Annotated in this window: 11 protein-coding genes; 3 read left to right on the plus strand and 8 right to left on the minus strand. The window is 60.7% G+C overall.

Features of this window, described 5'->3' with window-relative positions; all coding sequences use genetic code 11:
• A partial coding sequence (locus DEO48_RS06830; RefSeq protein ID WP_109844715.1) for a PLP-dependent aminotransferase family protein occupies nucleotides 1-836 on the plus strand: 836 nt, incomplete at its 5' end.
• An 85-nt stretch (nucleotides 837-921) separates the two neighbouring features.
• Nucleotides 922-1,440 carry a DUF6622 family protein gene (locus tag DEO48_RS06835; protein ID WP_109844716.1) on the plus strand — a complete coding sequence of 173 codons (519 nt, stop codon included), beginning with the start codon at nucleotides 922-924 and terminating at the stop codon, nucleotides 1,438-1,440.
• A 2-nt stretch (nucleotides 1,441-1,442) separates the two neighbouring features.
• On the opposite strand, the gene DEO48_RS06840 is transcribed toward DEO48_RS06835, so the two are convergent.
• The gene (locus tag DEO48_RS06840) at nucleotides 1,443-1,862 is read right to left on the minus strand and encodes a nuclear transport factor 2 family protein (RefSeq protein WP_109844717.1); all 420 of its coding nucleotides are present in this window, start codon (nucleotides 1,860-1,862) and stop codon (nucleotides 1,443-1,445) included.
• A 96-nt stretch (nucleotides 1,863-1,958) separates the two neighbouring features.
• On the opposite strand from DEO48_RS06840, the gene DEO48_RS06845 reads away from it, so the two are divergent.
• The gene (locus DEO48_RS06845; protein ID WP_109844718.1) at nucleotides 1,959-2,690 is read left to right on the plus strand and encodes an AraC family transcriptional regulator; all 732 of its coding nucleotides are present in this window, start codon (nucleotides 1,959-1,961) and stop codon (nucleotides 2,688-2,690) included.
• On the opposite strand, the gene nudI is transcribed toward DEO48_RS06845, so the two are convergent.
• The 7 genes from nudI to DEO48_RS06880 all read right to left on the minus strand — a co-directional run.
• Nucleotides 2,662-3,087, minus strand: coding sequence for a nucleoside triphosphatase NudI (gene nudI, locus DEO48_RS06850; RefSeq protein WP_109844719.1), 426 nt, complete (start codon nucleotides 3,085-3,087; stop codon nucleotides 2,662-2,664). The genes DEO48_RS06845 and nudI overlap by 29 nt on opposite strands.
• A 44-nt stretch (nucleotides 3,088-3,131) precedes the next feature.
• Nucleotides 3,132-3,479, minus strand: a complete 348-nt coding sequence (locus DEO48_RS06855) for a HigA family addiction module antitoxin (protein WP_109844720.1) — start codon at nucleotides 3,477-3,479, stop codon at nucleotides 3,132-3,134.
• A gap of 10 nt (nucleotides 3,480-3,489) precedes the next feature.
• Nucleotides 3,490-3,789 (minus strand): type II toxin-antitoxin system RelE/ParE family toxin, encoded by a 300-nt coding sequence (locus DEO48_RS06860; protein WP_109844721.1) that lies wholly within the window; start codon nucleotides 3,787-3,789, stop codon nucleotides 3,490-3,492.
• 251 nt (nucleotides 3,790-4,040) lie between these two features.
• Nucleotides 4,041-5,210: an HlyD family efflux transporter periplasmic adaptor subunit gene (locus DEO48_RS06865; RefSeq protein ID WP_109844723.1), complete on the minus strand. Its 1,170-nt coding sequence runs from the start codon at nucleotides 5,208-5,210 to the stop codon at nucleotides 4,041-4,043.
• Nucleotides 5,211-5,220: 10 nt separating this feature from the next.
• Complete coding sequence (locus DEO48_RS06870; protein ID WP_109844722.1) at nucleotides 5,221-7,419, minus strand: type I secretion system permease/ATPase; 2,199 nt, start codon at nucleotides 7,417-7,419, stop codon at nucleotides 5,221-5,223.
• Nucleotides 7,416-8,819 carry a TolC family outer membrane protein gene (locus DEO48_RS06875; protein WP_059445672.1) on the minus strand — a complete coding sequence of 468 codons (1,404 nt, stop codon included), beginning with the start codon at nucleotides 8,817-8,819 and terminating at the stop codon, nucleotides 7,416-7,418. Before DEO48_RS06875 ends, DEO48_RS06870 begins: the two co-directional genes overlap by 4 nt.
• A gap of 81 nt (nucleotides 8,820-8,900) precedes the next feature.
• Nucleotides 8,901-14,852 (minus strand): BapA/Bap/LapF family large adhesin (locus DEO48_RS06880; protein WP_146198248.1); only part of this gene is annotated, 5,952 nt, incomplete at its 5' end.

Below are 14,852 nucleotides of genomic sequence, written 5' to 3' on the forward strand. Positions count from 1 at the left end.
GCGATACCGTTGTGGTTGAGCGTCCAACCTATCTTGCCGCGCTGCAGGTCTTCGGCCTGGCGCAGGCGAATTTTGAATCCGTTGGCACCGACGGCGACGGCATGAAGGTGGATGAGCTTGAAGCGCTGGCGGCAAATAAAACCATCAAAGCGGTCTATATTGTTCCGACGTTTGGCAACCCTGGCGGGGTAACCCTTTCTGAGGCGCGTCGCAAACAGCTGGTGGAATTATCGAAGCGCTATGACTTCGTCATTATTGAAGACGATCCGTACAGCGAAATTAATTATACCGATGAAGTTTTCCGCCCGTTAATTGCCCATGCCAAAGATATCGGCAACGAAGACAACGTGGTGTATACCTCGACCTTCTCCAAAATTCTTGCTCCAGGAACCCGCGTGGGCTGGGTGCTGGTGCCGGAATGGCTGAAGCGCGCAGTAGTAAACCTTAAGCAAACCACCGACCTGCACACCAGCACGCTGTCGCAGCTGATGACGTATGAATACCTGAAAACCGGTCGCCTGCCCGATCAGATTAAAACGATCCGCGAAGCCTATCGCCAGAAATACCAGACGTTCGCAACCGAGCTGGAGGCCGAGCTGGGCGATGTGATGTCGTTCCACAAGCCGAAGGGCGGCATGTTCCTGTGGGCGACTATGAAAAATGGGAGTAATACCACTCGCTGGCTGGAAAAAACGTTAAGTAACGGCGTAGTATTTGTGCCGGGCGAATTTTTCTACTGCAATGAGCCAGACCATTCAACGCTGCGTATGTCGTTTGTCACGCCAACGGATGAAGAGCTGAAGGAAGCGGTTCAACGCCTGAAAAAATCGCTGTAAAAGACCTGCGCATAGTGGCTTTCCTGCCGTTATGCGCAATACGCGTTCAGGGCGGCACGGGCCGCGATCGTCCATGGAGATCTCCATGTTTGAATTTCTGTTCGGTGTCGTTACGCACACGCCCGCCTGGGTGTGGGTGCTGTTTATCTTCCTTATCTCTCGCGGCATTAAAGCCCGCAGGCCTGCCACCGTTACGCTGGAGAGGCTTGCCATCATTCCGGCAATATTTCTAATCTGGGATATCTACGATCTGGTGGTCTACCGCACGCTGACGCCCGGAACTGTCGCATTGTGGACGGCGGGGATCCTCGCAGGGGCCGCGCTGGGGTATTTCCTGATTAAGCAGGCGGTTATCACCCGCGCAGATGCGCCGCGCAGCCTTTACCGTCAGGCAGACTACACCGCGCTGCCGTTTATGATGCTGGCGTTCGGCGTCAAGTATGTGCTGGGCGTGATGAGCGCGGTCTCTCCCCAGACGATGCAGCAGCCCGCCATGAGCGCGCTGGCGATCGTCTCCGGCGGCGTGTTTGCCGGTGTGTTTCTCGGGAAATTTGCGCGTTATATTGGCGTGTATAACAGCGCCGCACCGCGTCCGGCGGAGTAAGATTATTCTGTCGCGTGTGCCAGCATGCGATCTGCAGCATAGCCGCTGAGTGCTCGCGTGACTTCATGGATCCGCCAGATTTTCCCTTCACGCAGCGCGGCAAACAGGTAAACCTCGATCTCTGCCTGACGACCATCAGGATGCGTGACCGTCACGATATGCCGGTCAGCCAGAAGTTCGTCATGACAGGCTATCTCCACCACGGTAAAGGCGATCGCGCGGATCTGCGAGCTGACGTGGCTCAGATGCTGGACAAAACCCCGGTAGTCAAGCGCGTGACCGTCCGTAAACTGCTGGTAATCGGGCGTAAATACCTCTGCCGGATCGATATCGCCGTTGAATAAGCGGGTTAAGAGGCAGGACATCTTTTCGCGCTGCGCGGCGTTGTCGGTGTGGGATATCAAGGATGTGATAATGCTCATGCGGGCTCCTTATAGGGTGAATCACCATTATCCTTGACAGCCGAAGACGTAGTTTCTGTAATGCGTCGATGAATAACGCTTTTCGGTCAAAATGATATGGTCAGTGTTGAAACGCTCCTTCATCCCGGCGGGTACCGAACGCCCTGGCACAGTCATCGCACCGGCCAGCTGTGGCGCATTGCAGCGGGGCTGCTGGTCATTGAGACGCCGCAGGCGCGATCGGTCGTACCGGCAAAACACATCGGCTGGATCCCTCCGGATCGGCAGCACGCCGCTTTTTCCGAAAGTGCGATAGAAGGCTGTGCTATCTATCTTGACCCCGCCGGATGCGCAATGCTTCCCGATGCGCCCGCGCTGTTCGAGCCCGACGATCTCACCCATGCACTATTTTCCCGTTTATGCGATGCAGAGAGCGAGTACGATCCGCGAAAGCTGACTTTGCTGCTGGATGAGCTTGCCCTGACGCCCCAGGCTCGTTTTTATCTGCCCGTGCCGACGGATCCGCGTCTGAAGAAAGTGGTCAGCCATTTGCTGCAGTTTGTCGATGATAACCAGACGGTCGAGAGCCATGCTGTTCATGCTGGGATGAGCGTACGTACGTTCAACCGTCGGTTTAGCGCCCAGACCGGAATGAACTTTGTTAACTGGCGGCAGCTGGCGCGCGTCATGCGGGCAATGGAGTGGCTGGCGGCGGGGAAGCCGGTAGGGTGGATTGCGCTGTCCTGCGGCTACAGCAGCGTCAGCGCATTTATTGAGGTTTTCAGAGCATGGACCGGTAAAACGCCGGGGCAGTGGGTGATTAAAGAAGGCCCTTTTGGGCGAAGGTAATGCGCGTGGCTGCGTTGAGATCCAGCTCTTTTAACGATTCCGGATTCACCCAGGCGATCTCCTGAAACTCTTCATTAAACGTGACTTCCCGGTTGGCGCTGATGCAGTCGAAGATAAGATAGATCATGTAAATCTCCTCTGTGGTGCCATCGGCGTAGGTTTTCACCCTGATGTCATCGCGAAAAGCCCATGGCGTAACCGAGACAATCACCAGCGCTTCGCCCAGCTCTTCGCGGATCTCACGGCGCAACGCCTGTTCCATGGTTTCGCCCGGTTCCATTCCACCGCCGGAGAGAGCCCACTGGCCGGGGAACACGCCGCGATCGTCGGCCATTTTACACAGGAGGTAGGCACCGTCATTCTGGATGATGGGGCAGACAATGGTTCGTTGGCGCATGATTTCTTCCTGAAAAAGTATTGATAAGTGAATTGTTTACCGAATCAGGCAACATCCGGCTGGCCTGATTTTCGCTTAGCTATGACGTCCGCAACGGTCTTTATACGGCTTAGCTCTTCCTGCGTCCTGGGGTTGGATTGCGCTTCCCAGATATCGACGTTCAGCTGTAAGTTAAGCCAAAATTCAATCGTGGTATCAAAGGCTTTTGCCAGTTTGATCGCCATATCTGCAGTAAGCTTGCGATTGTTATTGACCAGCGCGCTGATGGTGTTGCGGTGAACGTTGAGCATCTCCGCCAGATCGCTGATTTTCAAATTGAGCGGTTCAAGATACTCATACTGCAACACGTCGCCCGGCGTGGTGGGTTTGCGGAGTGCCTGTTGAAGTGTCATAGGTGATGCCTCACTTGTGTTGCGTGTACTTGTGTGGAGAGAGGTAGAGATCTTCTGCTTTACCCTCTGTCCAGCGAAATACGAGCCTGTATTGCCTGTTTACTCGGATTGAGGAATATCCCTTCAGCGGAGGATTCAATGCTTCATACATATTGCCCGGTGGCGATCGCAAATCCCTGTGCGAGGTTGCTGCTCTGATGATATCGAGCTTTCTCGCAAGCGCAGTTTCCAGATTTGCAGGAATAACACTGCTCGATCTGCCGTAAAGAAAAAAATCCTCAAGCCATTGATCCCGAAAATAACTAATCATAATGGTGCTGAGCTCCAGTCCTTGAAGCTGATTGAATAGTAATGCACTCCCGCACTGTGCGCAAGTGCGTTTTTGTCTGGGGTTAATATTACCTGGGCGATTGCTGAAGGGAAGTGGGATGCATGGCTAAAGATTAATACTCCGAGGTAGGTTCCAGTTCTGACGTGCGGTTTAATGCCCGGCGGCGCTGCGCTTGCAAGGGCCTCCGGGTATGTAGGCCGGGTAAGGCGGAGACGCCACCCGGCGATTGACTACCGCTCCCGCAGCGCCTCTTTCGCACGGTTAAACGGCTTGATCAGATAATCCAGCACCGTTTTCTCGCCGGTCTTGATGTCCACCGTCGCAATCATCCCCGGCACAATCGAGAAGTGCCTGCCCGCCTTATTCACCAGGTAATCCTGGCTGGTGCGGATAAACACCCGGTAATAGAACACTTCCGGCTTGGCCTCGTCCTGGATGGTGTCCGGAGAGATCGTTTCGACGACCCCGTGCAGGCCGCCGTAAATGGCGTAATCGTAGGCGGTGATTTTAACCAGCGCCTCCTGGTTAGGGTGGATAAAGGCGATATCGCGCGGCGACAGGCGGGTTTCGATCAGCAGGTGATCGTCCACCGGCACAATCTCCATCAGCTCGCCGTTGGGCGGGATCACGCCGCCGATGGTGGTGACCTTGATGTTTTTCACGATCCCGCGTACCGGGGATTTTACCGTCAGACGGGTCACGGAATCCTGGCGGCCTTTGAGGATCGCTGAAACCATATCCACCTCGGCGTTGGCCTTGGATAACGCCTCCCGGGCCTGAACGTAATACTGCGAGCGTACGTCGGTGAGCTTCAGCTCCAGATCGCTTTTCTGCCGCTGCAGGCGCAGCACCTCCACGTGGCTGGCGGCGCCGGTTTTGACCAGCCGCTGGGTGATGGCCAGCTCCTTATTGGCGAGATCTAACGCGGCGCGCAGCTCCCGCTGGGTATCCTCCAGCTGCGCGCGGCGGGAGTTGTAGAGGCGCGTTTCGTCAGCAATCAGATCCGGCCATTTTGCCAGCGAAGGGGGGAACTTCAGCGGGAGATCGTTCACCTCGGCGTACAGGCGGGCGCTGGAGGCCAGTGAGGCCCGGTAGCGCGCCGCGCTTTCGCCGACGTTCGATTCGGAACGCGTCGGATCGAGCCGCGCCAGCACCTGCCCGGCCTGCACCTGATCGCCCTCGTGGACGTTCAGCTCGGTGAGGATCCCGCCGTCGAGAGACTGTAGAACCTGCTCGCGCGAGCTGGGGATCACTTTACCTGAGCCGGTTGATACCTCATCCAGCACGCCAAACCACGCCCAGACGCCCAGCACTACAAACATCAGCAGCGTGAAGAGCACGATCCGGCGCGCGCCGGTGTAGCCGCTTTCGGAGTCGAGGGCGTTATCCAAATCGTCCATTGCCGCCACGTCACGCTGACTGATTTTCATTTTTCCACTCCCGTCCGGTTGCTGCCTGCTGCTGTTGCTGCTGCATACGGCTGTTGTTCAGCGCCTGGGCTTTTGGCGCGTCCATCACCAGCATCCCTTCTTTCAACACCACGACGCGCTCCACCAGTTCCAGCACCGGTACGCGATGCGTGGCGACAATCAGGGTGCGATGCCCGAGCCAGTCGCCCAGGCGCTGGATGAATTCCCGCTCGGTGTGCTCGTCCAGCGACGCGGTGGGTTCATCCATCAGCACAATATTCGGATCGCGCAGCAGCATCCGTGCCAGCAGAATCGACTGGCGTTGTCCGCCGGATAATCCCACGCCGTTTTCCATGATCGGGTAGTCCAGCCCCTTGGGCAGCTTCTGCACGAAGCCTGCCGCGCCGGTCAGCTCCAGCGCCTCGAAAATCTCTTCGTCGGTGGCGCGCGGCATGCCGAGGGTGATGTTTTCGCGCAAGGTGCCGTAAAACAGCCGCGCGTTCTGGGTCATAAAGCCGACGTTGCGCCGGACGTCGGCGACGTCGAGATGCGGCAGGCTGAAGTTATCAAGCCGCAGCTCGCCGGCCGCCAGATCCATCCCGCCCGCCATGGCCTGCAGCAGGGTCGATTTGCCCGCGCCGTTGCGCCCGAGGATCGCCACTTTTTCTCCCGGCCGGATCTCCAGCCGGTTAATGCGCAGCGCCATGCGCGGATCGTCCGGCTGATAGCGGAACTGCGCCTGCTCGAAAAGATAGTGTCCGCGCAGCACGTCCTGGCGGATCGGCGTCTCCTCGCGCTGATTTTCGGTGGGAAGCTGCATGATGCTGTCCAGCCCCTCTTTTGCCGCTTTGACCTGCTGCCAGCGCGCCAGCACGCCGCACAGCGTCGCCATCGGGGCGATCATGCGGGAGGCCAGCATCGACGCGGCGACCACCGAGCCGGTAGTCAGGGTGCCGTCGATCACCATCGGGGCGCCGACCACGATCACCCCGGCGTAGACCAGGCTCTGAATGGTCATCCCCCAGCTGATCAGGTTCTGCGTCAGCTCGCGGGTGCGCAGGCCGGATTCGGCGGTGATCAGGATATAGCTGTTCCACTGCTGCAAAAAGCGGTTTTCCGCCTGCATCAGCTTGATGTCCTCCAGCCCCTGCACGCTCTCCACCAGCACCGCGTTGCGCAGGGTCGATTCATGGGCCGACTGTTTCGCCAGCTCCGCCAGCTTCTTCTGCAGCAGCAGGCCGGGCAGGACCATGATCACCGCCGCGACCGGGGCGATCCACGCCAGCTGCGGCGCGATGATCGCCAGCACCACCACGAACAGGAGAAAGAAGGGCAGATCAACAATCGTCGAGATGGTGGACGAGGTCACCATCTCGCGGATCTGCTCCAGCTCGCGCAGCTGAGAGATAAAGCTGCCGGTGGAGCGGGGGATCGCGCTGTTGCGCAGCCGCAGCGCGTGGCCGAAGACGCGATCCGAAACGCGCATGTCCGAGCGCTTGCCGAGCAGATCCATAATGTGCCCGCGCGCCACGCGCAGCACAAAGCCAAACAGGGTGGCAATCAGCACCCCGATGGTCAGGACGTAAAGCGTCGGGTAGGACTGCGCGGGGATCACCCGGTCATAGACCTGCATGGAAAAGACGATTCCGGAGAGCGACAGCACGTTGATAAAGAGGGCGGCCAGCATGACCCAGCTGTAGGGGCGCAGGTCGCGCATCACCAGCCGGTAGAGCCAGTCCGGGCGGTATTTTGAGATATAGGCATCCACGCGGCTGTCCTTCAGCGCGGCGAGTGGACGCAGGGCAATGACGTGGCGGATAGCGGGCAGCATCGCCGTCATCGACAGCCGGTTGGTGTAGGTCTCATCGTCAAAAAAGCTGACCTCCAGCGTATCGTCCCCGTCGAAATGCTCGATCACGCCGATCCTGCCGTCGTTCATCGCCACCACTACCGGCAGACGCCAGCTGTTGATCGCCTGCCGATCGTCGGTAAGAAGCTGAAACGACAGCCCCGCTTCGCGGGCCAGCTGGGTGAGGGCGGGCACCATCGGTTTGCCTTTTAGCCACGGTGCGCCTGCGATCAGAGCGCCGGGCGAGCAGGCGACGCGGTAGCGCGTGGCGACAAAACCGAAGGCCTGCGCCCACTGCGCCAGCGCCTCATCCGTCATGTTTTCACCTTGCGGGATATCACGCTGCTTCATGGCTGGATCTCCACGGTCTGGATGGTGCGGTTATCAAGATCGAACGCATGACGCAGCTGCCCGGTGTTATACAGGCAGTTGAGCTGCAGCTGGTGCAGCTGACCGAGGGTCTGCTGCTGGGTGAAGCGCGCCTGATAGACCTCCTGCTCGGCGTTGAGCACGTCGAGCAGCGGGCGCGAACCGAGATCGAGATACTGCTGCTGGTACAGTTCGCGGGTGCGTGCGCTGAGGGCTTCCTGGCGGCCCTGGATTTGCAGCGTGCTTTGCAGGCTCATCACCTGGCTGCGGGCTTCCAGCAGCTTCTGGCGGACGTCAAGGCGCGTACGCTGAATGGTGGACTGCGCCGCCTCCACCGCGTGTCCGGCAGCGTTACGCCGGGCGGTGAGGCCGCCGCCCTGATAGAGCGGCATCTGCACTTTTACCCAGGCTGAATACTGGGTGCGATCCCGGGTTTCGCTCCCCGCGTAGCGATCGTTCATATAGTGACGCACCTCCGGCTCCAGCGAGACGGTGGGCGTCATCTGCGCGTCGGCGTAGTCGAGGTTCGCCTGGGCGACGTTAGCCTGCGCCCAGGCGGCAAGTACCGCGGGCACCAGACGGTCATCCGGCTCGGCGATGTCGCAGCTCCGGCCCAGCTTTTGTGGAAAGTCATTGCTGATTGCGTTCAGGCTGTTCCAGCCGAGAAAGCTCATCAGCGTGGCGCGGGCGCTGTCCAGGCTGGCCTGGTACTGCATTAGCTGGGCGCGCGCGCCTTCAATGCGCGCATCGGTCTGCACCACGTCAGAGAGCGACGTGGCCCCTTCGTCGTTACGCTGGCGGGTCAGCGTGCCAATCGAGGAGAGGGCGTCGAGCTGTTCTTTAGCGGTGTCGACCATCTGCTGTAAGGTTTGCACCTGCACCATGGCGATGGCGGTATCGTGGGCAATAGTGTCGATACTCACCAGCACGTTGGCCTGCTGCTGGGCAACGCCCGCGCTCTCGGCGCGCACCTGGCTGGCCACTTTGCCAAAGTCGTAGAGCATCTGTGAGAGAGAGAGCACCAGCGATGGGGTAAAGCCGTTCTGGTCGCCGTCATGGGAATAGCCGTTGTCCACGCCGGCATTAATCTGCGGATAGTATTTTGATTTAGCGACGTCCACCTCTTCGCTCTGTTCATAGAGTTTTCCCACGGCTTCGCCGATCGCCGGGTGCCAGGTGACGGCGCGGTTAACGGCATCGCCAAGCTGCAATGAACCGGGTGCGGCTTTGCCAGCCGCAGGTGCGACGCGGCCATTGAGCGAGGGGAGTTCCTGCGTTTCGCGAAGCTGCCCGGTATTGATGATTGCCGCCGGGTTCGCGCAGAGAGCGGGCATAGATATCAGGCAGCACGAGAGCCACCAGTGAGGCATCTTCATTCCCATGTCATGTCCCTATTAAAAAGAGTATGTCTTTATTATTTATGCCCGGGCGCTGTGCGCCCGGGTCATCTCTTGCAGGTGCTATCAGGTAATGATGTGTTGCTGGTTAACAAGCTCGTCGTATGTGGTCTGAACGTTATCAAGCGTAACGAGTGCAGTATTAGTGTAGGTGGACCCTGCACCATCACGGTCGATGGAGATCACAGTGTTGCTACCGCTTTGTGTGACATGGATATAATTCCCCAACGAGGCGGTATTACCATCCCAGCCCACCAGCAGATCGCCGATGTCGATTTTGTCCCCCTGCGCCAGCGAGAAGCCGGTCCAGTGATCGCCCGCGGTGCTGCTGACGTTGCCCGCCGTGGCATTTCCCACCGTACTGTTCAGCACCTGATAAATCAGCGTATCGCCGTAGGCCGTACCGGTGATGGCGTCGTTATGCTCCGAGCTGATGAACTGCGGTGCCATATTGATGGTCAGCGTGGCGGTATCCGTGTTGCCGTTGGCATCGGTCAGGGTGTAGTTGAAGGTCTCCTTCGACGTCATGGTTGAGAGCGATACCCCGCTGTTGAGGGTATAGGTGTAATGACCGTCAGCGCCGATCGCCAGGACGCCGTAATGGCCGGTAATGTTCACCGTTGCGCTGCCGGTATACGGATCCAGCGTGGTGGTCACGCCGTTGTACCCGGTCACGCTCAGGCGGGTATCCACCGAGTGGAGCTGATCCAGCACGCCGCCAGAGTCGGTGCCGTCAAAGATATTGCCGTTGACGGTGTGGCTGCCGGTGACGTCAAAATCACTCAGCGAGTAGGTGGTGCCGTTCACGCTTGGGGTGATGGTGATGGTCCCGACGCTCAGCCCCGGTACGCTACCGGTAAAGTTCAGCGTATAGGTCCCGGCGTTGAGATCCAGCCCGGTCAGCGGAACGTCGATACTGCCGCCCAGCAGCGAGGCGCCGCTGAAGGAACCGCTGCGAATCACGCCCGACCCATCGCTGATGGACCAGTTCACCGTCAGTCCGCCCAGCGACAGCAGCGAGGCCACGTTAAAGTGCAGCGACGCGTTGTGCAGCGCGGTGTTCGGGTCGACCACGAAGGTTCCGCTGCCGGAGCCCTGGGTTGACGAGAGCAGCGCGGTCGTCCAGCTGGCGGTACCCACGGTGGTATCCGAGTAGACCGACGTGTGGTGCACCGAGGTGAGGTCCATCGTGGCGCTGACATCGTTCACCGCATCCATCGCCTGGGCGGTTGGGGTGATGTTGAGCGATGCCGTATCCTTCGAGCCGTCAGGTGCGGTAACGGTGTAGACGAAGGTGTCAGGCGTGCTGATATGGTCCGCCCCCACGCCGCTTCTCAGGGTGTAGGTGTACTGGCCGGACGAATTGATGGTCAGCGTGCCGTATTCCCCCTGAATGTCGGTTGTTCCACTGCTGTTGACCGCCACGCCGTTCACTTCGGTGACCACCGTGCCCGCCGGAACAGGGTCATTCGCCAGCACGTCGCCCGTGGTGGTTTCGCTGATGCTCGCCACGCTGTAGACATGATCCTGCAGAACGCTCAGCGTGTAGCCCGTCAGGACGGCGATCCCCGATGCGGTATTGAGTAAGAACAGGTACTCACCGGCCGGCAGATTCAGCGTCAGCTGAGATGAGGTCCCCCCCAGCAGCGGGGCGCGCAGCCAGCCCGACTCAACGCGAACCTGCTCGAAGGTCTGGGTGGCGTTGTTGAACTTATAGACGTACAGATCGAACACCGACGCCAGCGCCACGCCGCCCACGGAGGCCTGGATGGTCATGGTGCGGGTCGTGCCTTCCTCGACGTTGTAGATAATCGGGTTGGTCATGTCGTCCAGCAGGTTAAGCCCCAGCGTGCTGCCGAGATTAATGCCCACCAGGGTAAAACCGTTCTGAGACGAGGCGCCGTTATTAATCTCGCTCACGGTGGTGTCAAAGGTCAGCGAGGCCGTGTCGTCCACCGCCACAATGCCGTTGATTACCGTACCGGCACCCAGAGACAGTACCAGGTTTGCTGACGCGCTGACGCCGTTATGGGTGATGGTGTAGGTGAAGCTCTCCGTCCGGCCAATGACCGCGGCGCTGGTGTCGGTCAGGCTGTAGGTGTAGCTGCCGTCGCGGTTGATGGTCAGCGTACCGTACTGGCCCTGGATTACCGTGCCGTCGGCGTTCACGCTGGTGGTGACGCCCTGGGCGTTCGTGACCGCGGAGATAGTGGTTCCGGCCGGCGCGTTGTCGCTGCCGGCGGTCGGGTCCGTATCGAGGATCACGTTGCCGTTGAGGCTGGTTTCGCCCGTGACCGTACCCGGACCGGTCTCTTTCACCGCCACGTCGAGGCTGGTGTAGGAGCCGGTTGCCAGCAGGTTGGTGTTGTAGCTGAGCACGCGATAGTTGCCGTCAGCCAGCCCGGTCAGGTTCAGCGAGACGCCGGTTGCTCCGAGGGTCAGGAGATCGGCAAACTGCGGTTGGCCGGTGTCCACCACGGTGGTCCAGGCGCCGTTGACGTAATGCTGAACCACCAGTTCAAGGGTGTTGAGCAGAGAGAGCACCGCTCCCGTGGCGTTGGCGTTCACCACGATATCGGCGCTGCCGCCGTTGCCCACCGTGAAGTTGACCTGGGCCGTATCATTGCCCAGCAGCGTCAGGACGTTGCCGACGGCGCCGACCAGCAGGAAGCCGTAATCGCTGTACTGGCTGTTGGTCACGGTTGCCGTGGTGCTGAGGTTCAGCTCTTCGACGTTATTGCTGGCGGAGAGCGGCACCACCGGCGCAAGGGCGGAGCCCGGCAGCGAGGTGTTGCCCGCGGCATCGGTGGCGGTGATCTGCAGCGTCTGGCCTTCGGTCTGTTTGTTAATGAAAGTGTAGGTGTAGGTGCCGTTGCTGTCCGCAATGGCGGTCACCGTCGAGCCGTCCGCAAGGCGGATCGCGACGGTGCTGCCTGCTTCCGCAGTTCCGGTCAGGACGCTACCGTCGGCGTTGAAGGTTCCGGTTGGCGCCGTTGGGGCGGTCGTATCGACGATAATCGTCGTCACGGCTGACGCCACGCTGGTGTTGCCCGCCGCATCGGTGGCCGTGGCGGTGAAGTTATGCGTTCCTTGCGTCAGCGTGGTGGTTTGCGGCAGGGTCCAGTTTCCGCTGCCGTCGGCGGTCACCGTGCCCACCAGCGTGATGCCATCGTAGATCCGCACCGTGGCATTCGCTTCGGCGGTTCCGCTCAGCGTTGGGCGCGTGTCGTTGGTCGGATTTGTTCCGGTCACCGGCCCGGTGACGCTGCCGACATCATCAATGACCGAGCTGATGACCGGTGCGCCCGGCGCGAGGGTATCGACGTTAATTACATACCCGGCGGTAGGCGCGCTCGCGTTGCCCACCGCATCGGTGGCGGTAAAGGTTAAATTGTGCGGACCGTTGCTCAGCGCCGGGGATGGCGTAAAGCTCCACGCCCCGCCGGTCGCCGTCACGCTGCCGATTTGTACGCCGTTATCGAAGATTTTCACCGTTGACCCGGCTTCCGCCGTGCCGCTAAGGGTTGGCTGCGCGTCGTTGGTGAACCCGCCGTTCGCCACCGGCGTCGCCGCATTGCCCACGTCATCCAGAATGCTGGTCAGCACCGGCAGCGCAGGCGGCGTGGTGTCGACGGTGAGGCTGAAGCTGGTGGAGGACACGCTGGTGTTGCCTGCCGCATCTGTTGCCTGCGCGGTGAAGCTGTGCGCGCCCGCTGTCAGCGTGGTGTTGAGCAAGATACTCCAGCTTCCGTTGCCATCCGCGGTGCCTGTTCCGACAAGGGTTGTTCCCTCATAGATGTTCACGGTGGCAAACGGTTCGCTGGTCCCGACAAGGCGCGGAACGGTATCGTCGGTTGTTTGCCCGGACGTGAGCGGGCCGGTGATGCTGCCCACGTCGTCTATCGCCTGGCTGATAACCGGCGCGTTCGGTGCCGCGGTATCAACAATCAGGGTAAAGCCCGGCGAGGTCGGGCTGACGTTGCCCGCTGCATCGGTGACCGTGGCGGTCCAGGTATGGCTGCCGCTGGCCAGCGGCGTTGACGGCGTAAAGCTCCATGCGCCGGTACCGTCCGCCTGAACGGTGCCGACCGGCTGGCCGTTCTCATACACGGTGACAGTGGCGTTTGCGGTGGCGGTGCCGTTCAGCGTCGGCGTGGTGTCGTCGGTGCTCTGCCCGGAAGAGAGCGGGGTTTGAATGCTGCCCACATTGTCACCCGCGGTCGAAATGACCGGCGCAGACGGCACGCCCGTATCCACCGTCAGGTTAAACGGTGCCGTTGCAGTACCCACGTTGCCCGCCGCGTCGGTGGCGTTGAAGGTAATGGCATGCGGTCCGTCGGGCAGATCGGTACCCGGCGTGAAGGTCCAGCTGCCCTGGGCATTGACCACCGCAGTGCCAATTTCGTTGCCATCAACAATCACGTGCACCGTAGAACCCACGTCGCCCGTACCGTTGAAGGTCGGACGCGCGTCGTTAGTGCTGTTACCCGACGTGAGCGTCCCGGTGACCGGGCCGACATCGTCAATCACGCTGGTCACCACCGGCACGCCGGGGCCTGCGGTATCGACGGTGAAGGCGAAGACCGACGAGTTCGCCGAGGCGTTGCCCGCGGCATCCGTTGCGTACGCGCGCAGGGAGTAGCTGCCGTCGTCCAGCGGCGTGGTCGGGGTGAAGGACCAGTTGCCGGTTCCGTCGACAATCGCCGTACCCAACTGCGTACCGTTATTCATGATGTAGATGGTGCTGCCTGCCTGTCCGGTGCCGCTAATCGTCGGGGTGTTGTCGTTGGTCGCCTGCCCGCTGGTCAGGTTGCCCGTGACGCCGCCAGGGACGTTATCACTCACCGTATCCAGCGTTGGAACCGTCGGCGCCGTCAGGTCAACCACCACGCTCCATGGGGCTGAGATTGCGCTGACGTTGCCCAGCGGGTCGGTCGCCCGAACGGTGAAGCTGTGCGAGCCTTCGACAAGCGCGGTATCAGGGGTAAACGTCCATGCGCCGGTGCCGTCAGCCGTCACCACGGCAATCTGGGTGCCGCCGTCGAAAATGGTCACCACGCTGTTTGCATCCGCTGTCCCCGAAAGGGTTGGCGTGGCGTCGTTCGTTTCGCTGCCGCTAACTACCGTGGTGGCGGCGTTACCGACGTTATCCGTGACGTTGGTGATAACCGGCGTGGCGGAAACGGAGTCCACCACGACGGTGAAGCCCGCCGAAGGACCGCTCTGGTTCCCCGCCGGATCGGTCTCGCGGATGGTCAGGACGTTATTACCCTCTGCAAGAACGGGCGTGGTGTAGCTCCAGGTGCCGGTGTTGCCGACCTCCACGCTGCCCAGCAGCACGCCGTTGTTGTAGATGGAGATGGTATCGCCCACCGCGCCGGTGCCGGTGAGGGTCGGCTGGTTGTCGTTGGTGATCTGGCCGCTGGTCAGCGGGCCGGTGCCCGGACCGACGTCGTCAATCACCGCGCCGATAGCTGGCGTGCCCGGTGCGGTTAGGTCGACGGTGACGCTGGCCGCCGGAGAGCGGCCGCTGGTCTGGCCGTTGAGGGTCGCGGTCACCTCAAAGGTGTGCAGCCCCTCGCCAAGCGCGGCTGGCGTATAGCTCCAGTTGCCGCTGCCGTCAGCGGTCACCGTTGTCAATGGCGTCGCGCTACCGTCCTGATAGATGGTTATCAGGCTGCCCGCTTCGGCCGTACCGGTAAGCGTTGGCGTGGTGTCGTTGGTAGTTTTGCCTTTCACATCGCCGGTGACCGGATCCGCGTCATCGACAATCGCCGTGATGACGGGCACGTCTGGAAGATTCGGAAGCGTACCGGTGACGTTGTAAGTCGCATCAGGGCTGGTACGTCCGGACGCATCGGTTGCGGTCACGGTCAGGGTCGCGCCATCCTGCGGGGCCGGGCTGACCGCGATGGAGAAGTTGCCCCCGGTCGCAACCCCGGTACCAATGACGTTCCCGCCGCTATCCTTAACGGTAATGAGTGCTCCAGCCTCGGCGGTTCCGGTCAGCGGTGTACC

It is taken from the genome of Enterobacter sp. CGMCC 5087 (assembly GCF_003144775.1).
Classification (GTDB): Bacteria; Pseudomonadota; Gammaproteobacteria; order Enterobacterales; family Enterobacteriaceae; genus Enterobacter; species Enterobacter cloacae_M.